The sequence below is a fragment of the Sporolactobacillus caesalpiniae genome (genome assembly GCF_040513385.1).
In the GTDB taxonomy this organism is placed as follows: domain Bacteria; phylum Bacillota; class Bacilli; order Bacillales; family Sporolactobacillaceae; genus Sporolactobacillus.
This window is the reverse complement of the sequence record NZ_JBEVCB010000001.1, coordinates 53,115-79,992: the sequence shown is the minus strand read 5'-3', so window position 1 is coordinate 79,992 and position 26,878 is coordinate 53,115. Positions and strand designations below refer to the sequence as shown.

Sequence of the window (26,878 nt, the reverse complement as noted above, 5' to 3'; positions counted from 1 at the left end):
CAGGATGGAGTAAGTTCGACGTTACTCGCAGGAAGTGGGCAATGTGCAATGTCAAGGGTTCTTTTTTTTGCCGGGTCGCTTACGTTCTCTGTTATTTTTTTTCATGCAAAAAAAGAGCCTAAGGGCTCTTTTGCTGCTCTTACATATTATGGCTTGAATCGCGAAGCTCGACTTTCGGATGCTTCTGCTGAAACCAGCGCAAGGAAAAGTCGTTTTCAAAAATAATGACCGGACGGTCTTTATAATCAGACACAACCAAATTATTGGAATTGCGTCTGAGTGCTTCAGCTTCCTCGCGATTCGCGATCCACTTAGCAACCTGATGCGGCATGCGCTCAATGTCGAGATCAACGCCATACTCGGCTTGCATGCGGTAAACGAACACGTCAAACTGCAGCGTTCCGACAACACCGAGAATCGTTTCTTCGTACTGCGTCTTGTAAACCTGGATCGCGCCTTCTTGAGCAAGCTGACTCACGCCTTTCAAGAAGTGCTTTTGCTTCATCGCGTTTTTAGCGCGAACCTTCGCAAAATGTTCCGGAGAAAATTGCGGCAATGCGCCGAAGTTAAAGGTATCCTTCGACCTGCACACCGTATCCCCGATCTGATAAAAGCCTGTATCATAGAGACCGACAATATCTCCGGGATATGCGTCGTCAATCAGTTCTCGGCTATCCGCAAAGAATTGCTGCGGCTGCGCGAGCTTTAACTGTTTCCCGGTGCGATCAAGATAGACGCTCATGCCCTTCTCAAATTTTCCGGAGCAAATGCGCAGAAATGCGATCCGGTCGCGGTGGGCCGGATTCATGTTTGCTTGAATCTTAAAGATAAATCCTGAAAAATTCGGATCATCCGGCTGAATGACACCTTCACTAGACTGAAGCGGTTGCGGCTGCGGGGCAAGCTTCAGATAGTGCTCAAGAAAAGTCGGTACTCCAAAATTTGAGATCGCGCTACCGAAGAATACCGGCGTCTGTTTGCCGGCTTTAACAGCCTCAAGATCGAAGGTACTGCCTGCCTCATCCAGAAGCATCAGATTTTCTTCCAGTTGGCTGAGTGTATAATCATCTACTGTATCCTTCAATATTTCCGACAATTCATCAACTTCACTTAGCGCTTGTACCTGGCGCTCTCTTTTTTCGTTATACCATTCAATCTTATGTTCCTGGCGGTCATAGACACCGCGAAAGGACTGACCCATGCCGATTGGATAGTTGATTGGGTAGGATTCAATACCAAGTACATTCTCAATTTCTTCAAAGAGCTCGAGCGGCTCCTTACCTTGCCGGTCAAGTTTATTGATGAAGGTGAAAATCGGTATCTTGCGTTCGCGGCAGACCTTGAATAACTTAATGGTTTGCGGTTCAACACCTTTTGCCGCATCAATAATCATGACTACACTATCGACGGCCATCAATGTTCGGTAGGTGTCTTCACTAAAGTCCTGGTGTCCGGGCGTATCCAGAATATTAATCTTGTAGCTGTCGTATTCAAATTGCATAACACTGGATGTGACCGAGATTCCCCTCTTCTTTTCTAGTTCCATCCAGTCTGAAGTCGCAAATTTTTCGGCTTTTCGTGATTTGACGGCGCCGGCTGTTCGAATGGCACCGCCAAGCACCAGCAGCTTCTCAGTCAGCGTCGTTTTACCGGCATCCGGGTGCGAAATAATGGCAAATGTGCGACGCCTTTTTAATTCCTGCTGTAACTGATTCATGATTTCCTCCTACTTAAAAAATCAAATCGCCTTTTGGCAATTATGATTACCCTATTCAAGAAAAAGGCACTCGCGCTGCTAGACGAAAACGACACATGCTCCCGCTTTGCTTCCAGCCAACTTGCTGCGAATGCTTTTTCAATCATTCTATCTTAATTATATACATATTCCATTTGAATCATAAATGCCCGATCAAATTGATCACTGATATTCAGTTAAACAAATGATTTATTTGCTGACCAATCCGTGAACGCGGTCCATAACCGCTGTTTTAAGCGCATTAAATTTCTTGTCACGGTCTGCGGCGTCACTGCCCTTAATACCAAAGTAAAATTTAATCTTCGGCTCGGTACCGGATGGACGAAGGCAGAACCACGAGCCATCGCTCAACTTATATTTAAGAACATTGGACACCGGCAGATCAATTGTTGAGACTGCTTTTTGCGCTACATCCGTAGTCTCTGATTTCTTATAGTCCTCGATAAAAGCGACTGGGACATTGGCAACTTCAGTTGGCGGCTGCGTGCGGAAATCATTCATAATCGAATTGATTTCTTCTTTCCCGCTAATTCCCTTCAATGTCAGAGACTCCAGACCCTCTTCAAAATATCCGTAGGTCTTGAATACATCTTGGAGCGCGTCATAGAACGATTTGCCTTGCGACTTGAAGTAAGCAGCGGCTTCGCAGGCAAATAATGCTGCCTGTACAGCGTCCTTGTCACGCACAAAGGAACCGATCAAGTACCCGTAGCTTTCCTCATAGCCAAACAAGAAACTGTATTTTCCGCTGAGTTCATACTCATGGATTTTCTCACCGATAAACTTAAATCCGGTCAGCGTGTCGATGGTTGGAATGCCGAATGCCGCAGCAATTGTTCGTCCAATTTCAGATGTAACAATTGTCTTAACAACGACTCCGTTATTCGGAAGCAGTCCTTTTTCCTTCTTCTGCGTAAGCAAGTAATTCAGGAGAACCGCGCCGGTCTGATTCCCGGTCAGAACCTCATATTCACCCTGATCGTTCTTCACCGCTACACCAAGTCTGTCAGAATCCGGATCCGTTCCGATCAAAAGATCCGCATCCAGTTTCTTGCCATAGTCAATCGCTATTTTGAACGCCGCGTGTTCTTCGGGATTTGGCGATTTAACGGTTGAGAATTCCGGATCAGGCTCTGCCTGTTCCTTCACGACCGTCACATTCGTAAAGCCCCAATTCTTTAATCCGTTTACAATTGGATGGTAGCTCGTTCCATGAAGCGGTGTGTAAACGATCTTCAGGTCGGAACCAACTTTTTGAATGGTTTCTGGATTCAGCGACAGAGTCTTCACTTTGTCCTGATAAGCCTGGTCCACTTTTGCGCCAACCACTTCAAGAAGTCCGCTTGTTTTCAGTTCTTCCTCATTACCGACCTTCACCGACAGTTCATCCTCAACAGAAGCCACATAACGAATCACTTCATCAGCTTCCGCGGGAGGAAGCTGTCCGCCGAACTCGTTATATACTTTATAGCCATTATATTGAGGCGGATTATGGCTCGCGGTAATCACAATGCCGGAAAATGCGTTCAAAAAGCGTACGGCAAAAGACAAAACAGGCGTCGGACGAAGCGCGTCAAAAATATAGGTTTTGATTCCATGAGCGCCTAGAGTCTTAGCTGCCTCCAACGTAAACTCCGCGGAGAAATGGCGCGGATCATGCGCGATCACAACGCCTCTTTTCACAGCATCTTCGCCGGCATTCACGATGTACCGTGCGAGGCCTTCAGATGCCTTGCGAATCGTGTAGATATTCAGACGATTCGTGCCTGGACCGATTTCACCGCGCATGCCCCCGGTACCAAACTCCAGGTTTGTATAAAAGCAGTCTTCCAACTTTGCCGGATCCTGAGCGATCGCATCTAATTGCTTTTTCAAATCCAGATCCAGATTCGCATCGGCGGTCCATTTCTCGTATACCGTTTCCCAACCCATAAGTTCACCCCATAATAGTAAAAGTTTCTCAATCAATACACGAATATTGCCATTTCTATTATATAACAAAAATTTGAAAAGCGCTGTCATTCTTTGAAAGGGAAAGATGAACATTCCCTCTCTAAAAGCTTATGCTTTGTTTCTTAATTCAGGCGAAAAATATCGGATGATTTTTTCCAGAGATACATCTTGGAGTGATTTGAAGCAGCCGTCGACATGACCGAACGGCATTTGTTTGGTGACCGCATTTGGCACGACAATACAATACATGCCCGCGCGTTTTGCGGCGAGTGAACCGTTAAAGGAATCTTCAATCGCAATCGCTTCTTTCGGATTCACCCCGAGGCTTTCCAAAGATTTAACGTAGAGCGCCGGATCCGGCTTAACCTTTTGGACATCGTCCCAAGACTTGATGCTCATAAAATAGTCTGTGAGTCCGAAACGCCCCAAGTGTTTGCGCGGCCATTCGCCCTTTGAACTCGTTGCAAGTCCAACTTTCAAGCCAAGGCTTTTCGCTTGATTCAGCACAGACTTTACGCCGGGCAATACATCCTCCTCATCCACGAGCTTATTAAAAAGCGCGTAGCGTTCTTCTTGAAAGGCTTCCCTGTCTATTTTCACATTCGCATGCTCTTCAAGATAAGCAAGTGAATCAAATCCATGCTGCGTTCCAATCGCCTGGCTCCAGATACTGAGCGGCAGCTCCACTTGATATTGATGAAACATTTTCTGCATGACTAAATACATGATACGTTCACTATCTAAAATCACACCGTCAAAATCAAATACAATTGCTTTAATCATCAAATACAACCCTTCTCAGTGGTCTCGTTTTCCATTTTAACATGCACGGGTCTTATTTCTATAATTGTCACAAATATTTATTAGAAAACTTGGCTTCGTCAAGCTTCTGGCGAAGACGAAGCCGCCGTCGCGACGGCCATGGACGGCCTAGTGTCCGGTGAGCCGCAGGACGCGGCGTTTTTTCGGACCGCTTACACTCGTTTCCTTGAATCTTTAATGTTTTTATACTTTCTTATCAGTGTTAGAAAACTTGGCTTCGTCAAGCTTCTGACGAAGACGAAGCCGCCGCCGCGACGGCCATGGACGCCCCTAGTGTCCGGTGAGCCGCAGGATGTGGTGGCTTTCGCGTTGCATACAGGACGTATGCGTGCTTAGCGAAAGTTCTTCTATTGTTAGCGAAAGTTCCCTTACATACGAAAGCTTCTTTGCTCTAAATACCGTTTTGAATCATCAACCTTGTCTAGAACAGACATTTCTATTTCATAAATCATTTGGATCCTTAATTAAGTACCGAGTAAAATAAGCGGAAATTTTCCGGTTATATGCATCTTGGCGCCTGTTTCACAGGTACATAAGGGTAATTTTTCCGGTTATGCACAGCAAAACCCTTCATTTTCACGTTTTTCGATTCGATAAGCGGAATTTCTCCGTCTATTTAAGCTATTTTCTCATTTATTTTCGAAATAAGCGGAATTTTTCCGGTTATTTCTCAGATTGGGCGCTTACCTGATCGCCCAACCGAATCTTATGACCTTATCGTCCTACCGGCAAGCCCGGTCCTTGGCTGTCATTCTGTATAAAGCTTTGATCCATCACCTTGTGACTTGAACGACACTTCAGCTGCTCGCTTGCCGCGAGCGATCCGGGAGCCTCCTCAAGTAAACCGATACCTGCGGGATCTCCCCAGGCTCGCTAGTCTCACACTTTCGTGTCTGGATATATTTTTGGGGTCAGTATGCTCAAGATCTTATACTTTCCTACCAGTGTTAGAAAAATTGGCTTCCCCCAAGCCTCTGTCGAAGGCTCCTACTCGAGTGATCAACGTCCATTTTTCAATCTTCATATAAAAGAGGTCAAGGTTCAGCCGCTTTCGCATAAACTAAATTAATCAACCTTCACAGCAGTCCCGCAGTTCATCTTGCAAATTAAAGGAGGGATTCAAAATGAGTAACTTCTTGATATCGGAAGAAGAATGGGATCTTCATCACAAAGGCGAGCAGGATCAACGCCGACACGCGAGCAAAGTCAAGGAGGCAATAAAGAACAACCTTCCTGATTTGATCAGCAGTGAGAATATCATTCTCTCAGACGGTAAAAAAATGACACGGATTCCGATCCGATCTTTGGATGAGTACAAACTGCGTTATAACTATGATAAGACCAAACATGTCGGTCAAGGTGACGGCAAAAGCAAAGTAGGCGATGTAATCGGCAAAGCACCTGGGAAGCAGCAAGCACAGGGACCCGGTAAAGGACCTGGCGCGGGTGATCGTCCAGGAATCGACTACTACGAAGCAAATGTTTCCATCATGGAAATTGAAAATCTTTTTTTCAAAGAATTAGAGCTTCCCCACCTCAAAAGAAAACAGGAACCGGACATCACCGTAGACAGTTTCGATTACCGAGATATTCGCCGCAAAGGGCTGATGGGCAATATTGATAAAAGGCGCACCATTCTATCAGCCATCAAGCGAAACGCGCGTGATGGAAAAACGCAAATTCACCCCATTCGCGAAGAAGATCTGCGCTTCAAAACATGGGAGACCATTGTCAAACCGGAAAGTCGTGCTGTAGTCCTCGCTCTGATGGATACAAGCGGATCAATGGGTGTTTGGGAAAAATACATTGCCCGCAGTTTTTTCTTCTGGATGAGCCGCTTTCTACGTACCAAATACGAGAAGGTTTCGATCGAATTTATCGCGCACCATACCGAAGCGACCGTTGTCAGCGAGGAAGATTTCTTTTCAAAAGGTGAAAGCGGCGGAACGATTTGTTCCTCAGCTTATATCAAGGCACTGGAACTGATCGACGCTTCTTATCCACCATCAAAATATAATATCTACCCTTTTCATTTTTCCGATGGTGACAACTTGTCCTCAGACAATCCGAAATGTACACGGCTCGTGAAAGAGATCATGGATATCACCGACTTTTTCGGATACGGAGAAATCAATCCTTATCATCGATCAAGCACATTAATGAGCGCCTACAGAAGCATTAATAATGACGCATTTCATTCATTTATTTTAAAGCAAAAAAGCGATGTCTATCACGCAATGAAATACTTCTTCCATAAAGATCCTGAAACTGAAGTCATTTAATTAAGAACAAGTTCTAAAAAGCCGGGCAAAAGTCCGGCTCTTCTTATGCGTCAATAGTTGGTAAAACTGTTCCATCGTTAACTAAAACCTGCGTTTCAATGCAGAAAAAAAACGTCAGAACGACGTTTTTTAATTGCGGTGGATCATTCCAAAATGGTTTATCGGCCAGTAACGCAGATCGACCTTACCGACAACCTTCTTTTCACTGACAAAGTGGAACACGCGACTATCCGTGCTGTTCTGGCGGTTATCGCCCATCACCCACAGCATTCCCTTCGGAACCTTTTCCTTGCCGGTCAATTCCTTCAACGAAAAATCCCAAGTAAGCTGCCCCGCCAGCATGCTGTTTTTTTTCTGCTTCAAAAATGGTTCATTGACCGGTTTTCCATTCACATAGAGTTGGTCATTTCTATACTGGATCGTATCACCAGGAAGTCCAATCACGCGTTTCACGTAATCATCCGTCTTGGTCGCATGGAAAATCACTACATCAAACCGTTTTGGCTGCGACAACTTGTAATTGATCTTATTCACGATCAGCCGGTCTCCGTTGTATAAGGTTGACTCCATAGACGGCCCATCAACAATGTAATTACCCAGTATAAATGTCCGGACAACGATAACGATCAGCACGGAGAGTGCGATCGCTCGAAACCAGGCAAATGTTTCATTTCTCTTTTTTGTTTGACGCATAGCTGCAACGACTCCCGACTATCATCATTCACTAGAATAGCTTAATCCATACACCCATTGATCCGATCATAGGCAAGCCCTTCTTATAATGTACACGAATCAATCAGTGTTCACAAGAAACGCAGCTTCTTGTCCTACGTCCGTCCAGTAAAAAAGCGCCGATAAACGGCTCGGCGCTCATAGATTGCATGCCGCGAGTCAATGGATAACGCCCGTTTGCATGACCGACCATTCATTGAACGGCCAATAGCGGACAGAAACCTTTCCGACTACGGATTTTTCATTGATAAAGCCGAAATAACGGCTATCTTCACTGTTCTCTCGATTGTCACCCATTACCCAGAGTTCGCCCTTCGGCACGCGAATCTCACCTGTCTTTGACTTTAAGCTAAAGTTTTCAGTTAGCTGCTGCCCTTCAGGTAAGGCGTCTTTATACTTCTGGAGATAGGGTTCATCCACCGCTTTTCCATTGACATAAAGTTGATCGCTCTTATAGGAAATCGTATCCCCAGGCAACCCAATGATTCGTTTCACGTAATCATCTGTCTTTGTCGCGTGAAAAACAATGACGTCAAATCGATGGGGCGTACCGACAGAATAACCGATTTTGTTGACGATCAGCCGATTTCCGTCTTGAAGCGTCGGCATCATTGATTCGCCGCGAACAATATAATTACTGAAAATAAAATGGCGGACAAGCAAGGCGATCAAAATCGCGATTGCGACCGCTCGAATCCAACTCCACAGTTCTCTCTTTGCTTTGCTCATTGACTCGCGAGTGTCCTTTCTTTATTAGCCGCCCATCCTGATTCCCGGTTACCTCGATCCGCAGTCTCAGCGATTAAGCAAACTTCCTACATATCTTAGTAATTCGTTCGCCGAAGTCGTATTATAGCCGTATTCATCCACAAGTCTCGCAATAACTTCATTAACTCGCTTCAATTGAGTCTCGTCAGGTGTCTTACTGGAGGTCGTAATTTTTACAACGTCCTTAAGATCAGCAAACAATTTTTTCTGAATGGCTTCTTTCAGGCGTTCATGAGATTTATAGTTAAAACGCTTGCCTTTACGTGCATAGGCCGAAATACGAATCAGAATTTCTTCTCTGAAGGATTTTTTCGCATTTTCCGAAATTCCAATCTGTTCTTCAATCGAGCGCATGAGCTTTTCATCCGGGTCAATTTCATCACCGGTAATCGGATCGAAAATTTTATTGCTGTTGCAGTAGGCTTCGACGTTATCCAAATAATTGTCCATCAGCGTTTTCGCTGATTCCTCGAATGAATAAACAAAAGCTTTCTGAACTTCGCCCTTCGCCAATTCATCATATTCACGGCGGGCAAGCGCAATATATTCGCTATAATGTGCCTTGTCCTCGTCAGTTATCGAGGGGTGCTGTTCCAAGCCTTCCTTAATGGAGCGCAGAATATCCAGCGCGTTGATCGACGGAACGCCCTTTCTTATGATTGCTGAAGAGATTCTGTTTATGACATAGCGCGGATCAATTCCGCTCATACCCTCATCAGAGAATTCATGCTGCAGTTCTTTGATATCGGCCGCATTGTAGCCCTCGACAATTTCACCGTCATATAGGCGCATTTTCTTAATCAAGTCAATGCCGCGACTCTTTGACTCCTTCAGACGCGTCAAAATGGAGAACACCGCAGCAGTCCGCAGGGCGTGCGGCGCGATATGGACATTCGCTACATCACTTTCGGAAATCAATTTTTCATAGATCTTCTCTTCGTCGCTTACCCTTAGATTGTAGGGAACCGGCATAACAATCATACGTGAGTGAAGGGCTTCATTCTTTTTGTTGCTGATAAAGGTTCGATATTCTGTCTCGTTCGTGTGTGCGACAATCAACTCATCCGCGGAAATCAAGGCAAATCGACCCGCTTTAAAATTTCCTTCCTGCGTCAGCGAAAGCAGATGCCATAGAAATTTCTCATCACACTTCAACATTTCCTGAAATTCCATGAGACCGCGATTCGCCTTATTCAATTCACCATCGAATCGATACGCGCGCGGATCAGATTCTGATCCATACTCGGCAATCGTTGAGAAATCGATGCTGCCTGTTAAATCAGCGATATCTTGAGATTTCGGATCAGACGGGCTGAAGGTGCCAATGCCGACCCGCTTATCTTCCGAAAGAAAAATTCGTTCAATCGGCACATTTTCAATCTCACCGCCATATTCCTTTTCCAGACGCATGGCATTCAATGGCGAGAGATTTCCTTCAATGCGAATGCCCGTCTCTTGAAAAAAGTCCTCGCGCAGATGCGGCGGAATTAAATGAAGCGGATCTTCATGCATTGGGCAGTCCTTTATCGCATAGATGGCACCGTCATCTGTCCACGAATATTTTTCAAGTCCACGCTTAAGCATGGTTACAATCGTTGACTTTCCTCCGCTGACCGGCCCCATAAGGAGCAGAATTCGTTTTTTGACATCCAAGCGTCTCGCCGCAGGATGAAAGTATTCCTCGACAAGTCGTTCAATGGGTTCATCGAGTCCGAAAATCTGTCCGTCAAAGAAGTGATAATGCTTGTGTCCGTCTTGCTCGGAAACTCCGGCAGAGATAATCATCTGATAGACTCTGGAATGTGCGGATTGCGCAATCAACGGATTCTTCTTTACTAGTTCCAGGTAATCTGCAAACGTGCCTTCCCACTTTAGCTGTTCCTCATAGTCGCGAAATTGTTTCAGTTTATCAAGAAAGTTCATTGTATCCCCCCTAGGAAAGATTCGTCACTGCTTCCACCCATGTACTTAAGTGTATGCGGGTGATTGCTAATCTTTCATGGAAACTGCCGGCAGATTACAGAAGCAACTTGATTTAAGAAACAAGAATAGCCTGCCAATAGGAGGAATACGCCCACTAACTGTAAAAAAAACTTATCAAATTCCGAACTGCAACACTAAATACAGCGTTTCTTTCAGAGCGCGTTAATCAAGACAATCCTGGAAAACGTTGTTGGCGAAGGGCTTCATAGATAATGATAGCAGCCGAATTTGATAAGTTAAGCGATCGAATCGCTCCGGTCATCGGCAACCGAACACATCGGTCCTGATACTTGGCGACGAAATCTTTCGGAAGACCGGTGGTTTCGCGTCCGAAAAAGAAAAAATAGTCCTTGCTCGGATCAGTATAGTCAAAAGCGTCGTATGGCCTGCTGCCATCGGTTTCGACCAGATAGTATTCACCTTGAGGATGCTTGGAGAAAAAATCGTCGAGAGAATCATAATAATGCAGGTCCACTGATTCCCAATAATCCAGTCCGGCACGCTTCAAATGTTTATCATCCGTTGAGAATCCAAGCGGGCGAATCAAGTGAAGCGAACTATGCGTGCCCGCACAGGTTCTCGCAATATTACCTGTGTTCGGCGGGATTAACGGTTGATAAAGTATAACATGATTACTCATTTCAATCAAACACTCCTATGTAGATCAGTGTGTCCATCGCACAATGCTCGTCCGATGAACTATTCCCGATCAACAAAAAATGGTCGGAAAAAGCCGACCATTTCAGTCATTAGTTTTAAATCCGCATTTATTATAGCACACCTTAGGCAATGAAATTATGTCTGATCTTTTATATGAAAAAATTTATACTGAATCTGTTTTGTCCACGCAGGGGAGTCGGTATAGGCCCATGGCCTGTGACGAGCGTCATAGGTGTGTGCGTTTACAAGCGGTGCGCCGGACCCGTCCATCGCCGTAACAATCGTATTATGATTCCAATGCCCATCCCCGTCGAAATCATAACAAATCACGTCCCCGGGGACCAGCTCATTCGCACTGCTTTTTTCAACGGCGCGCATTACGCTCCCCTGCCTGCTCAAATACCAACGCAAGCTGTTGGCCACAGTCCAACTAAAGCTCCAATTTGTCTTATGCTGCCACCATCCTCTGCCGCGGATCGGCTCGCCCCACATCGGGATTCCGCCCGCATGAAGACATTGTGAAATAAAGTTTGTACAATCGTCGCTCACCATTGGATAGTTGGGGTTTCTGCGATTCCACCATAAATCGGCGTAACGTACCGCCTGCAAACGATCATAGGTGCGTGATCTTACTTCCTCTGGTTTTTGATCGGCAGTTTCCTCACGCACTGAGGCTTGTTCCTCGATCGGAGCGAACGGAACAAGCGTATCCGAAACAAGTCGATTATCACGGATAACCGTTTGGCGATCCTCCTGGCGCTCTTCAAGAAAAAAGTCATCTTGTTTTTTAATCAGCCACTGAGTATGCAGACAATAATCAACAACCAAATCTTCACGCTTCTCGCTCGTTCTAACATTCTGTGCATGAACAATGGCCTGTTTGATCTCCGCCTGCTGTTTGAGCAATGCCTTAGTCTTATTCAAGAGACGATTTTGTTCCTCCGCTCCCAAAACCGTGTTGTGAATGTCGGCCCTCCCTACCCAGAAGTCACCAAGCATTGTTAACTGTTTTTGAAACACATTTTTCCAGTCCACCTAAATTCCCCGCTTCAGCATGATTTCGTTACACTCTATGCGAAGAGACAGGAATTCATACCCGGCGGTCTTTGCTCATGGAGAATCATCGCCGTTCGAAATTTAAAAGAAACTGTTTGGTCTTAAGTCCTCCTCCATAACCGACCAGTGAACCGTCTGCCCCGATAACCCGGTGACAAGGAACAATAATTGGAATCGGATTGCGATTATTCGCCATCCCGATCGCCCGCACCCCTTTCGGATTTTTCACCTCGCGCGCAATATCCTTGTAAGACCGCGTCTCCCCGTAAGGAATAGCGGCGAGCGCGGTCCATACTTTGCGCTGAAATTCTGTTCCTTTCATGAGCAGTTTCACGGTGAATGTCTTCCTGTCACCGTGAAAATAGTCACGCAGCTGCCGCGCTGCTTCCGCACAGTGTGTTTCATCCTCCTTAAGAACTGAAGGGAGTCCGTGTTTTTCAGCCCAAAGCATCAATTTTGGCCGATTCTCCTCGAGAGATCCAAAATCGAGATGACATAATTGCTGCTCATAGACAGCAAGCGTCAGCATTCCGATCGAGGTTTCTAGTTCATGAACAGCAAGATAATTATTTTGATCCATGGGTTTGTTCTCCTCCGTCATTTATCGATTAAGTCACTCCGCCTGATTGATTGGTATAATCTTGAGAACCGATTGCTGCGGCTGCTTGAGAAAAAGCGGATCATGAGAAATCACAATAACAATTTTTCTCTTCGCGACCAATTCATTGATCAAGTGAAGAATAATTGCTTTATTACTCATATCCAGAAAGTTGGTCGGTTCGTCAAAGAAATAGACACTTTTATCCGTGCTTAGATCGTGCTTCATTTGCGCGATCTTCTTCTGACCGTAAGATCCGTTGGTGACCGAAAGATTGCCATAGCTACTGATAATGGGCTCCGCAGGAACATAGACAAAGTCTGAAGAGCGTACTTTGAAATTCGCTCCGTTGATTTGAACCTCCCCTTTATAGCGATCACTGAATCCAAGAATTGACTCAACCAAAGTTGTTTTCCCACTTCCGTTCGCTCCTTGGATGACATGAAGACAACCGGGCAAAAACGTCCAATCAATCGCTTGATGCAGTTGTTCCCCATCTGCGTTTAATCCCCAAAAACCATTTAATTGAAGGGATTGAATCGACGTTCCTGAATAGCTCACAATGGGGAGATTGAGAAAACGCGTGAAGCTTCGCAGGACCGGCTTAGTCGCTAAATAATCCTTGCGAATGGTCGCGAAGAACTCCGCAGGATCCCAAAAACGTGACGTATAGAGTGTAATGGCAAATAATCCGCCAATCGTCATTTGTCCCTTATAGACAAAGTAAGCACTCATTAATGTACTGATTAAAATGATCGCGTTAAGCATACCGAATGATAACAGATTATCAAAAACAGCCTCAGTACGCACCTTTTTCTTCATATTTATATTATAAGACTGAAGCAATTTTGAAATCGGTTTGAGCTGCTTGATTTGCAAAAAGCGTTCTTCTTTTGTCAGACGAAACTGATCTGCCTCATAATCCTTGAGCTGCTCCATATCATGAATGGTCCGTTCAGTATTTTCAGTCATTGTCTTTTCGAATTGATGAGACAAGAGTAGAAAAATCGGTATGGAAAAAGTGACAACAAGCGTTATCGGAAGTGAGAGGTAAGTCATGCAGAAGATAATGCCGACAATATAGACTGCATTGATAATAGCCATAATTGGCACTTGGAAGATAAAACGTTTCACGAGTTCATAATTCTGACCCATGAATTGCTGAAGGTTTCCTGATTTCACATTATTTCCTCTAAGATCAAGATCACTCAATTCACGATCAAGCTTTGAGAAAATGGAAACATAGCCTTCTTTTGTCGCATAGCCGTCAGTCAAATCGACAGCGTAGTTAAGCGCCTGGCTGAGGACGAAAGCAGCAATCGACAACAGGACATAAATCATAAGATTATGGTCGTTTTTTTCAGATAGGGCGTCAATGAGTTGCATTTCAATAATCGGAACTGATAGAAAAACGAGCTTATGCACAAGGTGAATAAGAAAATTGACAACAAAGGTCTTTCTCGTAATTAACCCGATCAACGAGAACACGCGCGAACTCCTCTATATCCTCACAAATAAACAACTATTTGGGAAGAAGAATTTCATTGACTCTAAGTGACCATCGCAGATTAATTACTACCATTGGAACCATCCCTTTTCATTTTCTTAACTAACATTATAGCAAACGTACTAAAGAAAATAAGATCAATTATGGTACACTATTGGTAGATTGGTCAGTCAGGAGGCGCGTTATGGTTGATGTTTCGATTTCTTCTCAATTAAGAGATGCAGTACCTGGTTTTAAAATCGGTGTCATTTATTATCCGTCGATTGTCATTGGCGACTTGCCTCCATTAATCGGTGACCGCCTGCCGCTTTATTATGAGAATATACAGCTTTCATTGGACGAACATCCGGTAAGCGAAATCGCCGGAGTCAAGGAATGGCGATCTGTTTTTAAAAAGGTCGGAACCGATCCTTCTCGTTACCGTCCATCGCAAGAAGCACTGCTGCGAAAAATAAAAAAAGACGGTCGTCCGCATTTTATCCACTCAGCCGTCGATTTACTTAACTTTTTCAGTGTTCAGCACAGCATCCCCATGGGCTTGTATGACGCGGAACAGCTTCGCGGGCCTGTACAAATAAAAGTTGGTACTGAAGCGGACCAGTATGAAGGACTGAACGGGAGAACCATGCATATGAATGAAAAGATTGTCTCCGCGGACGCGATCAGCGCGTTCGGCAGCCCGATTGTCGATTCGAAACGAACCTGCGTAACCGAGCAAACCACGTGCGCCCTGCAAATCGTTTATCTAAGACCTTCAATGGATCATAAAGAAGCACGTCAACTGATCGATAAAATGGCAGAAATGTTCACCCAAGTCCATGGTGGAAACCATGAATTTACGTTGATCCAATAGAATATAGTCATTAGTGACTTGCGCGAGGAGGAGAAAAAATGAACTCAGATTTATTCAGCATTGATTATTTTAAAAAAGCACTTCATTTACAGATTGAGAAAAACAGCGATGTTCAGACCCCAGCGCAAACGATGAACAGCTACTACCACACCGTCGTTTCCGCAATCATTCAAGACCGGATCAACAAAAATTTTGAACTGATACGCCGGATTCGGAATCTGGATACGGCATACAAGGAAGTTAAAACGGAAATCGCGCAGCAACAACAAATGCAGCAATAATTAAAAGATCGTCCGGAACACCGAGTTCTAGACGATCTTTTTGATCATTCCTATACGTATATGTATATCATTTTGCTGCCCGAAATCCCGCTTTTTCCGCGTCCTTACGACTTTTAAAGCATAGTTCCGCCTTAGTCACTTTATAGTATCGATCGGAGGGCATATGATAAATCTTTCCTCGAGATGAGACATTGCCCTTAATCGCGCCATTACAATCACCCGTCTCAGTCGGTGATGTTTGACCTGCGGTTGTCGCTTCTGCGGCACTACTCGACGCTTGACCACCGCTTTTCTGTGTCTCTTTATAGACTTCTGTTCCCTTCATCACATCCGGATGAAAGCCGTTTGCCTCAGCGTAGCCGCTCACAGACCAAATACCAATTTTCTTTTTTTTCGCCTGTGCCTCAATCGCCCGGTATTGATCAACATAGTTGGTATTTGGCGGATAGACATAGGCGACACGCGCCAGTCCGCTTGCAAGCTGCAGCTCTTCAAAGGATCTGCCATTAACAAAGACATAAGCGAGCATCCGCCCGTATTTATCACGTCCTCCATTTTTGGCAAGCTCAAGCGCTACGGTTTTCCCATCCAGCAACTGATGCGCATGGGCGCTTGCTTCCGGCCCATAAGGCTGGACCCCTAATTTTGGATGGTGCGTCTCCGGCGTATCGATCAGAAGCACACGCACAGTTGAAATTTTCTTCTGATACAACACCTGCAACGTATCACCGTCAACGACCTTGATCACTTTTGCATTCACGGCACCTCTGGGCACGTCAACTTTGTTGACGACTACTTGTGAATTTCCGCTTGCGGTAGAGGCGGATTCAGCCGGTGTGCTTGATTCAGGTGACGGGGTTGTCGCGCTTGATGCATCCGACTGACCGCTTTCATCGAACTGCGCGCAACCTGAAAGCAGAACGATCGCCATTAAGCTCCCAATAAACGTCATCATACTTTTTTTCATCATGTTCACCTATTCATTGTTTTGGACGTGAATTGCATCGGGATTAAAATCCCGAGTTTCTAGGAACGTCTCATACTTGCTTGAAAAACCCAAGTTGAGGTTAAGACTTTTTACTAAGGCTTGTACCAAGCATTTTTTTATTTAGTAGGCAATTGCCCTATTTAAACTATTTTTCGCTGCGTTGACATCCCGATCATGGTGCATGCCGCAATGCGGACACGTCCATTCACGGACACCCGGTTCATGTTTCCCATCATCATCTTCTTGCACGTTTTTGAAGTCAGCGAGCTGTCTTGGCTGAAGGACCTTGTTATGCCATGGTTTTTTGTGCGTGCAGGCGATGCCAAGTTTAATTACAGCACAAACGTTCGTGTTCAAGCTATTATTGAACCTGCTTCCAAACAAAAAAATTGGAGACCTATGACGCTGATTCAACTCGGCAATAAGTGGTCGAGTTGAATCAGACTGGTCTCCCATATAAAGAAACGACCGCTCAGCAAAAAAGAGGCCGCTCTAAAAGTTAATGCCGCATCAAAGACGGCAGATGTTCATCGGGCACCGATCTTCACAATGACAAATCGCTTTAATATACGTCAAATCCTTGATCACAATCGACCCATGATAATAGTCAATCGCGCCATCACTTTTCCAAGACTGCAACATTCGGTTCACCGTTTCACGCGTCGAACCGATTAACTGAGCTAAATCGGAATTCGTCAAACTGATTGTATAGTGAATACCATCTTCATCAGTGCGGCTGTATCCATGGATCATCCTGAGAAGTGTTGAAGCGAGCGCACCATTCTTACCATAGAAGATTAAATCCCTCATCTTGATTTGCGTGTACTGCCCCATCATACCGATCCATTTCATAAATTCGAAGGACAGACTCGCATTGGACAGCAGCAACGGCTCAAGATCTTTTTCAGAAATAATTCCAACCGTGCATTCCGTAACAGTCGCCGCAGTAAAGGAATTTTCCACGCTTCCCAAGCAGCCGATCTCGCCGAATAAATCGCCTTCCATAAAGTAATGAAGCACAAGATCCTTACCATCATACGCGGATTTGAACAGCTTAACACGTCCTCCAAGCATGTAAAAGAGCTTGTCGGCATGATCTCCTTCCCAGAATATATTCACACCCTTTTTATAAGTTGTCACGGTCATTACTGATTTCAGCGCTTGCAGACTCTGCTTTGAAAACATACATGTATTGTTTAATCCGTCCTGTTTCAAGCAAGCAACCTCTTCCATAGCATCACGCCCTTATTGTTCGATAGCTTTATCTTATTTCATTATACAAGATTATTTCTTAATTCAACGCGATAAGTGTGACGGAAATCATACAACCTTATAAAAGTATCCGCTTACCTTTCATAATTATGATTCACAGAAGGCGCGAGATGCGCAGCAAGAAATGATTTAAAGTTCCACTGAACGAAAGACAAGTTCAACCTAACGAGTGAAAAGTTGAACCGAACCCTTGGGAAGTTCAACCCAAGAGAGGAAAAATCGTAACGTATTCATTGAAAATAGTAACGAATTCCAGACTCGTAACGAAGACATCAAAAATCGTAACGAATCATCCAAAACCGCAAAGAAAGTACTTCGCCGTTCGTCTTTGTTGCGCAACAGCATCTCAATCGTTCTATGTGACGAAAATCATACAACCTTAGAAAAGTATCCGCTTACCTTTTTTCATCTTTAAACACATGAATAGGATCGGACATACTCATGCTATAATGAATACAAAACCATCGTATTGCGGTAATGACAATGAATGGAAGAAAGAAGGAACAAATTTGGCAGAACTGACAGTCGGAACAATTGTGACCTTAGAGGTTTCACATAAAGCGCCATTTGGCTATTTTCTCACCGATGGCACGCACGAGGTACTGCTCCACGAAAACGATGTAATCGGCAAGTTGAATGATAAAGACAAAATCACTGTCTTTCTCTATCAGGATCACCAAGGACGGATTGCAGCGACGATGACGATCCCTACTGTGCGATTTGACTCCTTTGACTGGGCTACAGCCACCTCACAGCACAAAAAGTATGGCGTCTTTCTCGATATAGGTGTCAGCAAAGATCTCTTGCTCTCCAAGGATGATCTTCCATACGAATGGTTCTACTGGCCGCAGCCCGGTGAACGAGTTTACTGCAGTTTGAAATTGGATAAAAAACAGCGTTTATTTGCTCGCTTGGCGGACGAAACGGTGATCAGCACTCTGTCGATACCCGCACCGGAGAAGCTGCGGAACAAAGATGTCCACGCGACTATTTATCGGTTACTTGATGATGGCGCCCATGTGTTGACTGAGGAAGGCTATCTCGGCTTCATTCATACCGCCGAGACAAACGGCACCATCCGCATCGGTCAATCCATTGAATGCCGGGTCGTCGATGTGAAAGAGAACGGCAAGCTGAACCTGTCGATGAAACCGAGAAGCTATGAAGTGATTGGCGGAAATTCGGAAAAAATCGTCGCATACATGAACAGCCGGGATGGAGCAATGCCCTACTGGGATAAAAGTCTTCCCGAAGAGATCAAAAAACGGTTTGGCATCAGTAAAGGCGATTTCAAAAAGGCACTCGGTCAGTTAATGAAAGAGGGAAAGCTGTACCAAGAAGATGGATGGAGCTATTTAAAGCAAGACGAAACGTCAAAAAGCCCTGATCAAGGTTAAATCCCTGATCAGGGCTTTTCTTCTTTTAGTTCAGTTAAGCGGCAATGCGTCGCCGCTCCGTAAGGCGGTGATAAATCATACCAAAAAAATACGCGGCGGCAACAAAACAAACAATAAAAAAGCTGACCGGCGCGTTGGTGTAGTAACCGATGATCAGCCCAAACCATACACCAAGAACAGCGATTAGGGCAGAAAGCAGAATCATTCCGAAGATTGATTGTGTATAAAAACGCGCGGCTGCAGCAGGAATCGTCATAAGTGCAAACACCAGCAACGCACCAACAATCTGCACCGTGACACTGACAGCAACTGCCATCAGCAGCAGAAAGCCAATTGAAATCCAACGAATCGGCAACCCTGCAGACTGGGCGCCAAGTTGATCAAAAGAATCAAACTTTAACCAGCGATAGCTGACCGCGAGTGCGAGCAAAACAAAGATGGACAATATAATAATCTGCCACACATCCTGCAGGTCGATGCCAACAACACTTCCAAACAGAATCGTTTTCGTAAAGCTTGCCTGAACATTCGATAATGAGAGAAAAAGGATCCCAAGACCAAGGGCAAGACTAAGGATCACGCTTACGGAAGCATCTCTCCGGAACATCTTGACACCCAATTGCCCGACACCTAGAGCCCCAAGAAGGGTAAAGAGCAGAAGTCCAAGCAGCGGATCAATGCCGGCAAATACGGCGAAAGAAGCACCGGCAAAACCAATATGCGAAAATGTATGAGCAATAAAGGATAGATTTCTTCCTATTATAAAAACACCAATCGCTCCGCACATGATGGCGATCAAGGTTCCCGCTATAAAAGCATGCTGCATAAAGTCATATTGAAACATCTGTTTTAATCCTCCAGATTGCCACTATGGCAGATTCAAAAAAGTTCATTATTCTTTAGGCGATGGCATCTTTTTCACCTAACTGTTCCATTAAGATGACTGTCAAGGAAGGAATCTAAAGGCACCGCATGTTCTTCATTTGCTTCCGGTACCTTATGGTAGTACTGTCTCAGCTTTTCCGGTTGATCAAGGATCGCCGTACTCTCCGAGATCTCATGGCGCCCGGGTGCGATCAACATTAAGCGATCAGCATACTCCTTAACGAGATTGAGATCATGGCTAATAAAGATGACCGCAACATTCCATTCTCGTGCAACTCGTTTAACGAGCTCCATCATTTCTTTCTGAGCTTCAGGATCAAGATTTGCCGTCGATTCATCTAAAAGGAGCAAGTCAGGGTAGCGGACAAGCGCTTGAGCAAGAAAAGCGCGCTGCCGTTCTCCGCCTGAAAGCTTGCCAATCGCTTTCTTAGCAAATCGCGTTGTATCAGTAAATTGCATGATTTCCTGTAATGAAGCTCGTTCCTTTTTAGAAAGCCATGGCAATAGACCTGAACATTGTCCGAGTGAAATAAAATCTTTTGTTTCAATCGGCACTTCATCGTCAATTGCTCGCGACTGAGGTACATAACCGACAACCGCCTTTTTATGATCTGCTTCAATTCGGATTGAGCCGGATTGGGGTTTTAACAGACCCAGAATACATTTAAGCAAGGTTGACTTTCCCGCCCCGTTCGGTCCGATAACTGCAAACAGTTCACCTGCAGACACGTTTAAAGATAGATTATTGTACACTTCTTGACCATTAAAACTGACCTGCAGTTGATCGACTTGGAGATTGCGCAGCATCAAAAGACCTCCTTGCTTTTACTTTTGTTATTTTTGTGCTTCTTCAATTTGCTTTAATTCATCAAGTATCCATGTTTTATAGTTCTTACCCGCAGGCAATGTTTCAGTCACTTTAATGACTGGAACGTGATGCTTGTTTGCCAGTTTTACCATTTTCTCAACCGTAGGACTCATTTCTTGACTATTGCTGACAAAGAAAGCGATTTTTTTCTTTTCAATATCCTGTTGCATTTGCGCGATATCTTTCGGTGACGGATCTGATTCTTCCTCTACCGCTTGTTCGAAGTGGTTATTTGCCACTTTATAGCCTAGCGCTTCAAGCATATAATCAAATACAGGCTCTGAAACGTCAACTAATTTATTATCCGATTTTTTACTAAGTTTTGCAACTTCATCTTTAATTGGTTTAATCGAAGCTATATATTTCGCGGCATTGTCTTTATATTCATCAGCGTTAGCGGAATCTAACTTTCCTAATTTGTCTGCAAGATGATTTGCTAACGCCAGCATCGTATCCGGCTGATACCATAGGTGTTCGTTGTCGCCATCTTTCTTGTTCATGACATCTTCGCCGACACGAATCACATTGCCCGATTTTTGATTGGATACAAGTTTCTCCATCCAGCCATCGTAACCAATACCATTATAGATTACAAGTTTCGCAGAGCTAACCGCTTTCGCTGTCTGAGGTGTTGCTTCAAAATCATGAGGATCCATGTTTGGCTTATTAATAATCGAGGTGACCAATACATGCTTTCCTCCAACCGCATTTGCTACCTCTCCATAAAAATCTTCAGCCGCGACAATACTAATCTTGTTGGATGATTTGTCATCAGAAGCTGAACTACTGCCACATCCTGCTAACAGACCGACTAGCAGAATTATAATTCCCATAAGAAAAGCTGCTTTGTTCGACCGTCGTTTCATCATCTTGTTTTATTCCTCCCATTATCTATGTATATAAACGTAATGATTACGATTTAACAACAAATATAAATAGTAACGATTACGTTTTATTTTGTCAAGTCATTACCAGCTTGCTTTCCTTACACCCGGGATTTGACCTTTATGGGCATAGTCACGAAAAGCAATACGTGACATATCGAATTTACGCATATAGCCATGAGGGCGACCGGTCAACGGACAGCGGTTGTGCAAGCGTGTCGGTGATGACTCACGAGGAAGCTTGGCAAGCGCTGCATAATCCTTTTTTTCTTTCAACTCGCGTCTTAATTCCGAATACTTGGCAACAAGCGCTTCACGTTTCAGTTCTTTTACTACTTTAGATTTTTTAGCCATGAAAATGTTCCCTTCTTTTCAAATCGTAATAATTACGTTTTGCACTATCTATTAAAACACCAATTATCTAGAAGTGCAAGCCGAAACCCGTACGAAAACGAACTTAATGGTTCTATCACGATTCATTCGACATAGTGTTAAAAAAAGAGACATCGATTTGATTGGCAAAAAAGATCGCTTTGGATGCCGCGCACAAATGCCAAATTGACACCATTCATAACGATCCATCACACCCAAAAAGGAGACAAACTATCTTGAATACATCCTACTCCAAACGCATCAGCCATCCCATGACCATTGTCTTTTTCCTGTTTTTCTTTATTCTGATTTTCTTTTCAGAAAAAACAACAGGCATAGCACCAAAACAGATTCCAACGCAATTCTATAGTTTCAATACCATTTTTCTAAGTATGGTCATTGAATCTCTCCCCTTTATCTTGATTGGAGTTGTTGTTTCCGTTGTGATTCAAACATTCATTAACGAAGATTTTGTTCAGCGTTTATTTTCGGGTCGCCGACTGATCGCCATGATTCCTGCGGCATTGACTGGGCTTCTTTTCCCTATTTGCGAGTGTGCCATCATTCCGGTCATCCGCAGCCTGATCAAAAAAGGACTGCCTCAGCATCTTGGTATTGTCATGATCACATCGATTCCCATTCTTAACCCAGTCGTTTTTCTATCCACTTTTTACGCCTTCCAGAATAATCCCATGATTTTATATGCCCGCATGTCGGTCGCCCTGCTCGCATCGCTTCTCATCGGCGGTGCTGTATATTTTCTGTTTCGGAATACATCAATAATAAAAGGGGCCGCACGAAATACAAATGATGTCGTCACTTGGCAAGCATTTTATGAACATGCGCATCACCATCATCAACATGATCACGATCACGAACATCCACACATACACGATCTGCTCTTGCACATGAGCAATGAATTCTTTGATACCGCCAAATACTTCATTTTTGGCGCATTAATCGCCAGTTCCTTCCAGACTTTCTTTAATCAGCATTTGCTCACCTCCATCGGCTCAAATCCGGTGCTTGGATCTGCTTCAATGATGGGACTGGCCTATCTTTTGTCTGTGTGCTCTACCTCCGACGCATTTCTTGCCTCTTCATTTACCGGCATGTTTTCACCTGGTGCGGTTACTGCTTTTCTTGTCTTTGGCGCGATGTTGGACATCAAAAATACAATGATGATGCTTGGTTCCTTCAAGTTTCGTTTTGTACTGGTTTTCTTTCTACTAACGACAACAACCGTTTATATTCTAAGCCGACTAATAGATTTTCTCATATGAGGGTGACAAACTATGGATGAACAGCGAAATGCATTTCATCACTATCTGCGAGGTATTGTGCTTGGAGGCATTGCTCTATTTCTCTTTCGACTGGCAATGTATGGCGATCTCAAATATTACTTGTCTCCGAAACTGGTGATCTATACAAATATAAGTATTGTGGCGCTCGCTTTGCTCAGTCTTGTCCATTTTATCGTGCCGCCAGAGAGCAGTCATGATTACTGCAGCGATTGCGGACATGAGCATCCTCTCCCTAAGCGCGGTTTGCACACGCTCATTTTCTTTTGTCTCTTTTTCTTTCCGTTCCTTACAGGATTTGTTTTTCCCAACCACACTTTAGGCAGCGATGTCGCGGCAAATCGTACCTTCAAACAAGCCTCACCAGTAAAAACGCAGGGGCAATCATCAAATTCCGGCAATAGTACAACACCTGCAGGCAGCTTAAGGAATCCGATTAGCCAAAAACAATTTAATTCACTTAAGAAAAAGTTGTTAAAGCAGAAGACGATAACTGTGGACGATTCGCATTACACCTATATTTTAACTATGCTTGAGCAAGATCCTCGTGCTTTCAAAGGCAAACGATTGCTGCTGACCGGATTCGTCTACCGCGACCAGCACGTTGCTTCAGATGAGATCATCACTGCGCGTTTCGATATTTCATGCTGCATAGCCGATGCATCGGTTTATGGTGTCCTGACGAAGGGAAACGTTGCTGCGCTTAAAAAAGACAGCTGGGTGCGTGTCAGCGGCACAATTGATACAGCCAAGCACGCCAGCGCGCACGTTCCGGTACTCACAAATACACAAATTAAGCCGATCAAAGAACCGGATCATCCCTATGTCTATGACAACGGTATCTTGCTCGATTAATTTTTATTTCGGGAGAATGGTCACCTTTTCATTAACTTCACTGAATCATATATTATAATAGGTAAGAATAAAAAAGATAGCTAATCCTCTGGAGGTATGAATCGTGAAAATCGCAATGGCAAGTGACCATGCCGGTTATGAACTTAAAGGTGAAATCAAAGCTTGGCTCGAAAATGAAGGACATGAAGTCATCGATTTCGGAACAGACAGCAAGGAATCATGTGACCTGTCTGATTACATTTACCCTGCATCACTTGCAGTCGCCAAAGGTGAAGCCGATCGCGGTATTTTTGTCGATGGTGTTGGTTACGGAAGCGCGTTAATTGCGAACCGCATCTACGGGTTGAACGCGGCCGTTTGCCAAGACCCGTTCTGCGCGAAGCTTGCGCGTCAGCACACAGACAGCAACGTACTCTGTATCGGTGGAAAAATTATCGGTTCCGGCATCGCACTGGAAATTGTCAATGTCTGGATGCACACGGATGTACTCAGCGGCATCGAAAAATATACGAATCGAATTAAGAAAGTACAAGCTATTTCCGAGAAACACTTGAAAAAGTTGTCCGAAATCTGAAAGCCCTTTAATCAATAAGCCAATCAAAACAGTCTCCTTCACAGGAGGCTGTTTTTTGCTCGTTTGTTCCCCATTTAATTGAAAAAAACCTACAACGTCCCCTTAAAAATGTAACTTAAATTTAATGTTTGCACACATATTGAAAACGCTTTTTAAATGTGTTATAACATATTCTGCTTCTTAATTTCTCTTCGATCCGGAACTGATCCGGAAGCAAAGGCAAGAGATAATCAAGGAGCTTTTTTTGTGTGGAATTTTTGTATAACTCCGCAGATCTGTTAAGCCAAATTTAATAGTCCTGCGTAAGAATAAACGCATAAAAGGTCGATTCATTCGTCTTAATTATTACTGTGTTACATCCTTTTTGCATTCGCATGATTGCTTCATGACAACCACAACTTAATCACGAAAGGGAACGAAAATCCTATGATAACCAGTGAAAAGGGAGAGAAGAAACTTATGACGAAAATCAGAGACAGTTATTTTGATAACGCCAAATTCTTCTTAATCTTGCTTGTTGTTTTCGGACACAGCTTGACAAATCTTAAATCCGACATGCCTGTGATTTATTCACTTTACACGTTCATCTTTATTTTCCATATGCCTGCGTTTATTCTTATTTCCGGTTTTTTCTCCAAGCACTTCAACAAACAAGGTTATGTGAAAAACGCAATTAAAAAGACGATCATTCCCTACATGATCTTTCAAATGATTTATTCTTATTTTTATTACGTGACCGGCTACACCAAAGCTTTTAAAGTCGATTTAGTATCGCCGCATTGGACCTTGTGGTTCTTGATCAGTATCCTGTTTTGGAAGCTGATGATCATACCATTTTCAAAGCTCGGGAAATTCGGTTTTCCCGTTGCGATCTTAATTGGTGTCTGCTCCGGGCTCTTTGACACAATCGGAACGGATTTTAGCGCGTCCCGTACACTCGCTTTCTTCCCTTTCTTCTATCTAGGTTACTTATTGAATAAGGAACAGTTTACGACTATTTTGACACGCACACCGGTCCGAATCGGGGGAATCGCGGTTTTAACCGGCGTCTTCCTTGCCTGCCATTTCATCTTCCCAAAGGATCTTCAAGATTGGGTGCTCTATGATTCATCCTATCAAACCTTTGGGCTAACAGCGGTGCAAGGCAGCCTCGTTCGCCTTGCTGTTTACGGTGTAGCTTTACTGACGATCTTTGCATTCATGTCACTGATTCCGAGAAAACATTTTTCATTTACAGCACTTGGGAAAAACACCTTGTATATCTATCTGCTTCATGGATTTTTCATTAAAACAATTGTTCTGTTCCCGATTTACGACAGCATTCAAGACTTGTATCAATATTCATTTTTGTTCGCCGCATCGCTGGCTCTGTGCTACCTGCTTGCTAGCCGTCCGGTACGCCTATTTACCGAACCGATTATTGAAATTAAGATGCCGCATTTGCAACACTAATAGTGGAAAAATGACCAACTAAGATGATGAAAATATCCGAGCAACATCGGAGATTTTTTATTGTGATTGTGCTAAAAAGTTGATGCTATACTTAGATATCGAACCTTTTGGGTATTGGAGGAATGGATGTGTTGTCTTTTAGTATGGGCAATATTATTTTTCAGCTGATAGTTATGCTTATACTTGTTGGGGTCACAATCTTTATCATCATTTTTTTGATTAAAAACCTGCTCGTCCATTCACCTGAACGAAGAAACAAAGAAATTCTTGAAAAGTTGGATGAGATCAGCAAGAAACTGGATCAACGAAAATAGAGCAAGTTGGAAACGCCGCACCCTTCATTTGCGGCGTTTTTCTTTTGGGAAGAATCCTCGGTCGTTAGCGTGGATAATTTACCCTTCACAGTAAATACAGACCTTGTAGCCTAAGAAAATTCATAACTGGACTCCGCTCGCGCTCTTATTTATGCATTGAGCTCTGATTTTCATGCATTGGACCTTGGTTTTCGTGCATTGATCCCTATTTTTCGTGCATTGAACTTCAGCTTTCGTGCATAGACTCCGCTCGCGCTCACTTTTATGCATTGATCTCTGATTTTCGTGCATTGGACCCGACTTTTCGTGATTGAACTTCAGCTTTCGTGCATGGACTCGACTCGCGCTCTTATTTATGCATTGATCTCTGATTTTCGTGCATTGGAGTTTGATTTTCGTGCATTGGACCCTATTTTTCGTGCATTGAACTTCAGCTTTCGTGCATGGACTCCGCTCGCGCTCTTA

At 44.0% G+C, this 26,878-nt stretch carries 26 protein-coding genes; 9 read left to right on the top strand and 17 right to left on the bottom strand.

What is annotated here, in order from left to right; genetic code table 11:
• Positions 1-139: 139 nt before the first annotated feature.
• From ABWW58_RS00385 to ABWW58_RS00375, 3 genes are all read right to left on the bottom strand, one after another.
• Positions 140-1,720, bottom strand: coding sequence for a peptide chain release factor 3 (locus ABWW58_RS00385; protein ID WP_445783407.1), 1,581 nt, complete (start codon positions 1,718-1,720; stop codon positions 140-142).
• A gap of 225 nt (positions 1,721-1,945) precedes the next feature.
• Positions 1,946-3,688, bottom strand: coding sequence for a phospho-sugar mutase (locus ABWW58_RS00380; protein ID WP_353867326.1), 1,743 nt, complete (start codon positions 3,686-3,688; stop codon positions 1,946-1,948).
• Positions 3,689-3,817: 129 nt separating this feature from the next.
• A complete protein-coding gene (locus tag ABWW58_RS00375; protein ID WP_353867325.1) occupies positions 3,818-4,492 on the bottom strand; it encodes an HAD family hydrolase in 675 nt (224 codons plus the stop codon).
• 1,163 nt (positions 4,493-5,655) lie between these two features.
• Between ABWW58_RS00375 and yhbH the strand changes: the two genes are divergently transcribed.
• Positions 5,656-6,813 carry a sporulation protein YhbH gene (gene yhbH, locus ABWW58_RS00370; protein WP_353867324.1) on the top strand — a complete coding sequence of 386 codons (1,158 nt, stop codon included), beginning with the start codon at positions 5,656-5,658 and terminating at the stop codon, positions 6,811-6,813.
• A gap of 129 nt (positions 6,814-6,942) precedes the next feature.
• Here yhbH and lepB (ABWW58_RS00365) read toward each other — a convergent pair whose 3' ends face one another.
• From lepB (ABWW58_RS00365) to ABWW58_RS00335, 7 genes are all read right to left on the bottom strand, one after another.
• A complete protein-coding gene (lepB, locus tag ABWW58_RS00365) occupies positions 6,943-7,506 on the bottom strand; it encodes a signal peptidase I (protein WP_093673015.1) in 564 nt (187 codons plus the stop codon).
• Positions 7,507-7,704: 198 nt separating this feature from the next.
• Positions 7,705-8,274: a signal peptidase I gene (lepB, locus tag ABWW58_RS00360; RefSeq protein WP_353867323.1), complete on the bottom strand. Its 570-nt coding sequence runs from the start codon at positions 8,272-8,274 to the stop codon at positions 7,705-7,707.
• A gap of 66 nt (positions 8,275-8,340) precedes the next feature.
• On the bottom strand, positions 8,341-10,236 hold the full coding sequence (prkA, locus tag ABWW58_RS00355; RefSeq protein WP_353867322.1) for an ATP-dependent protease PrkA: 1,896 nt from the start codon (positions 10,234-10,236) through the stop codon (positions 8,341-8,343).
• A gap of 226 nt (positions 10,237-10,462) precedes the next feature.
• Positions 10,463-10,936, bottom strand: a complete 474-nt coding sequence (locus ABWW58_RS00350) for a tRNA (cytidine(34)-2'-O)-methyltransferase (RefSeq protein WP_353867321.1) — start codon at positions 10,934-10,936, stop codon at positions 10,463-10,465.
• Positions 10,937-11,091: 155 nt separating this feature from the next.
• Positions 11,092-11,991, bottom strand: coding sequence for an amidase domain-containing protein (locus tag ABWW58_RS00345; protein WP_353867320.1), 900 nt, complete (start codon positions 11,989-11,991; stop codon positions 11,092-11,094).
• A gap of 85 nt (positions 11,992-12,076) precedes the next feature.
• Positions 12,077-12,592, bottom strand: coding sequence for a methylated-DNA--[protein]-cysteine S-methyltransferase (locus tag ABWW58_RS00340; RefSeq protein WP_353867319.1), 516 nt, complete (start codon positions 12,590-12,592; stop codon positions 12,077-12,079).
• Positions 12,593-12,625: 33 nt separating this feature from the next.
• Entirely contained in the window at positions 12,626-14,098 is a 1,473-nt protein-coding gene (locus ABWW58_RS00335) for an ATP-binding cassette domain-containing protein (protein ID WP_353867318.1), read from the bottom strand.
• 203 nt (positions 14,099-14,301) lie between these two features.
• On the opposite strand from ABWW58_RS00335, the gene ABWW58_RS00330 reads away from it, so the two are divergent.
• Entirely contained in the window at positions 14,302-14,970 is a 669-nt protein-coding gene (locus ABWW58_RS00330; RefSeq protein WP_353867317.1) for a B3/B4 domain-containing protein, read from the top strand.
• A gap of 38 nt (positions 14,971-15,008) precedes the next feature.
• The gene (gene yvfG, locus ABWW58_RS00325) at positions 15,009-15,251 is read left to right on the top strand and encodes a protein YvfG (protein WP_353867316.1); all 243 of its coding nucleotides are present in this window, start codon (positions 15,009-15,011) and stop codon (positions 15,249-15,251) included.
• Positions 15,252-15,318: 67 nt separating this feature from the next.
• On the opposite strand, the gene ABWW58_RS00320 is transcribed toward yvfG, so the two are convergent.
• The 3 genes from ABWW58_RS00320 to ABWW58_RS00310 form a co-directional block, all read right to left on the bottom strand.
• The gene (locus ABWW58_RS00320; RefSeq protein ID WP_353867315.1) at positions 15,319-16,218 is read right to left on the bottom strand and encodes a thermonuclease family protein; all 900 of its coding nucleotides are present in this window, start codon (positions 16,216-16,218) and stop codon (positions 15,319-15,321) included.
• Positions 16,219-16,359: 141 nt separating this feature from the next.
• The gene (locus ABWW58_RS00315) at positions 16,360-16,596 is read right to left on the bottom strand and encodes a zinc ribbon domain-containing protein (RefSeq protein ID WP_353867314.1); all 237 of its coding nucleotides are present in this window, start codon (positions 16,594-16,596) and stop codon (positions 16,360-16,362) included.
• 153 nt (positions 16,597-16,749) lie between these two features.
• A complete protein-coding gene (locus ABWW58_RS00310) occupies positions 16,750-17,472 on the bottom strand; it encodes a Crp/Fnr family transcriptional regulator (protein WP_093673031.1) in 723 nt (240 codons plus the stop codon).
• A gap of 548 nt (positions 17,473-18,020) precedes the next feature.
• Between ABWW58_RS00310 and ABWW58_RS00305 the strand changes: the two genes are divergently transcribed.
• Positions 18,021-18,908: a CvfB family protein gene (locus ABWW58_RS00305; RefSeq protein WP_353867313.1), complete on the top strand. Its 888-nt coding sequence runs from the start codon at positions 18,021-18,023 to the stop codon at positions 18,906-18,908.
• 34 nt (positions 18,909-18,942) lie between these two features.
• Here ABWW58_RS00305 and ABWW58_RS00300 read toward each other — a convergent pair whose 3' ends face one another.
• The 4 genes from ABWW58_RS00300 to rpsN form a co-directional block, all read right to left on the bottom strand.
• Positions 18,943-19,752 carry a metal ABC transporter permease gene (locus tag ABWW58_RS00300; protein ID WP_353867312.1) on the bottom strand — a complete coding sequence of 270 codons (810 nt, stop codon included), beginning with the start codon at positions 19,750-19,752 and terminating at the stop codon, positions 18,943-18,945.
• 74 nt (positions 19,753-19,826) lie between these two features.
• Complete coding sequence (locus ABWW58_RS00295; protein WP_353867311.1) at positions 19,827-20,600, bottom strand: metal ABC transporter ATP-binding protein; 774 nt, start codon at positions 20,598-20,600, stop codon at positions 19,827-19,829.
• A 27-nt stretch (positions 20,601-20,627) separates the two neighbouring features.
• Positions 20,628-21,530, bottom strand: coding sequence for a metal ABC transporter solute-binding protein (locus ABWW58_RS00290; protein ID WP_353867310.1), 903 nt, complete (start codon positions 21,528-21,530; stop codon positions 20,628-20,630).
• A gap of 99 nt (positions 21,531-21,629) precedes the next feature.
• A complete protein-coding gene (gene rpsN / locus ABWW58_RS00285) occupies positions 21,630-21,899 on the bottom strand; it encodes a 30S ribosomal protein S14 (RefSeq protein WP_353867309.1) in 270 nt (89 codons plus the stop codon).
• A 254-nt stretch (positions 21,900-22,153) separates the two neighbouring features.
• Between rpsN and ABWW58_RS00280 the strand changes: the two genes are divergently transcribed.
• The 5 genes from ABWW58_RS00280 (at position 22,154) to ABWW58_RS00260 (ending at position 26,413) form a co-directional block, all read left to right on the top strand.
• Positions 22,154-23,200, top strand: coding sequence for a permease (locus tag ABWW58_RS00280; RefSeq protein WP_353867308.1), 1,047 nt, complete (start codon positions 22,154-22,156; stop codon positions 23,198-23,200).
• A gap of 12 nt (positions 23,201-23,212) precedes the next feature.
• Positions 23,213-24,073 carry a TIGR03943 family putative permease subunit gene (locus ABWW58_RS00275; protein ID WP_353867307.1) on the top strand — a complete coding sequence of 287 codons (861 nt, stop codon included), beginning with the start codon at positions 23,213-23,215 and terminating at the stop codon, positions 24,071-24,073.
• Positions 24,074-24,176: 103 nt separating this feature from the next.
• Positions 24,177-24,647, top strand: coding sequence for an RpiB/LacA/LacB family sugar-phosphate isomerase (locus tag ABWW58_RS00270; RefSeq protein ID WP_093673045.1), 471 nt, complete (start codon positions 24,177-24,179; stop codon positions 24,645-24,647).
• 459 nt (positions 24,648-25,106) lie between these two features.
• Positions 25,107-26,099 carry an acyltransferase family protein gene (locus tag ABWW58_RS00265; RefSeq protein WP_353867306.1) on the top strand — a complete coding sequence of 331 codons (993 nt, stop codon included), beginning with the start codon at positions 25,107-25,109 and terminating at the stop codon, positions 26,097-26,099.
• Between the two features lie 128 nt (positions 26,100-26,227).
• On the top strand, positions 26,228-26,413 hold the full coding sequence (locus tag ABWW58_RS00260; protein ID WP_353867305.1) for a DUF4083 family protein: 186 nt from the start codon (positions 26,228-26,230) through the stop codon (positions 26,411-26,413).
• Positions 26,414-26,878: the final 465 nt, after the last annotated feature.

Excerpts from the sequence above, each read along its gene's own strand:
- ABWW58_RS00380 (WP_353867326.1), bottom strand. The coding sequence starts at position 3,688 with ATGGGTTGGGAAACGGTATACGAGAAATGGACCGCCGATGCGAATCTG.
- ABWW58_RS00375 (WP_353867325.1), bottom strand. The coding sequence starts at position 4,492 with ATGATTAAAGCAATTGTATTTGATTTTGACGGTGTGATTTTAGATAGT.
- yhbH (WP_353867324.1), top strand. The coding sequence starts at position 5,656 with ATGAGTAACTTCTTGATATCGGAAGAAGAATGGGATCTTCATCACAAA.
- lepB (WP_093673015.1), bottom strand. The coding sequence starts at position 7,506 with ATGCGTCAAACAAAAAAGAGAAATGAAACATTTGCCTGGTTTCGAGCG.
- lepB (WP_353867323.1), bottom strand. The coding sequence starts at position 8,274 with ATGAGCAAAGCAAAGAGAGAACTGTGGAGTTGGATTCGAGCGGTCGCA.
- prkA (WP_353867322.1), bottom strand. The coding sequence starts at position 10,236 with ATGAACTTTCTTGATAAACTGAAACAATTTCGCGACTATGAGGAACAG.
- ABWW58_RS00350 (WP_353867321.1), bottom strand. The coding sequence starts at position 10,936 with ATGAGTAATCATGTTATACTTTATCAACCGTTAATCCCGCCGAACACA.
- ABWW58_RS00340 (WP_353867319.1), bottom strand. The coding sequence starts at position 12,592 with ATGGATCAAAATAATTATCTTGCTGTTCATGAACTAGAAACCTCGATC.
- ABWW58_RS00330 (WP_353867317.1), top strand. The coding sequence starts at position 14,302 with ATGGTTGATGTTTCGATTTCTTCTCAATTAAGAGATGCAGTACCTGGT.
- yvfG (WP_353867316.1), top strand. The coding sequence starts at position 15,009 with ATGAACTCAGATTTATTCAGCATTGATTATTTTAAAAAAGCACTTCAT.
- ABWW58_RS00320 (WP_353867315.1), bottom strand. The coding sequence starts at position 16,218 with ATGAAAAAAAGTATGATGACGTTTATTGGGAGCTTAATGGCGATCGTT.
- ABWW58_RS00310 (WP_093673031.1), bottom strand. The coding sequence starts at position 17,472 with ATGGAAGAGGTTGCTTGCTTGAAACAGGACGGATTAAACAATACATGT.
- ABWW58_RS00300 (WP_353867312.1), bottom strand. The coding sequence starts at position 19,752 with ATGTTTCAATATGACTTTATGCAGCATGCTTTTATAGCGGGAACCTTG.
- ABWW58_RS00295 (WP_353867311.1), bottom strand. The coding sequence starts at position 20,600 with ATGCTGCGCAATCTCCAAGTCGATCAACTGCAGGTCAGTTTTAATGGT.
- ABWW58_RS00290 (WP_353867310.1), bottom strand. The coding sequence starts at position 21,530 with ATGATGAAACGACGGTCGAACAAAGCAGCTTTTCTTATGGGAATTATA.
- rpsN (WP_353867309.1), bottom strand. The coding sequence starts at position 21,899 with ATGGCTAAAAAATCTAAAGTAGTAAAAGAACTGAAACGTGAAGCGCTT.
- ABWW58_RS00275 (WP_353867307.1), top strand. The coding sequence starts at position 23,213 with ATGGATGAACAGCGAAATGCATTTCATCACTATCTGCGAGGTATTGTG.
- ABWW58_RS00265 (WP_353867306.1), top strand. The coding sequence starts at position 25,107 with ATGACGAAAATCAGAGACAGTTATTTTGATAACGCCAAATTCTTCTTA.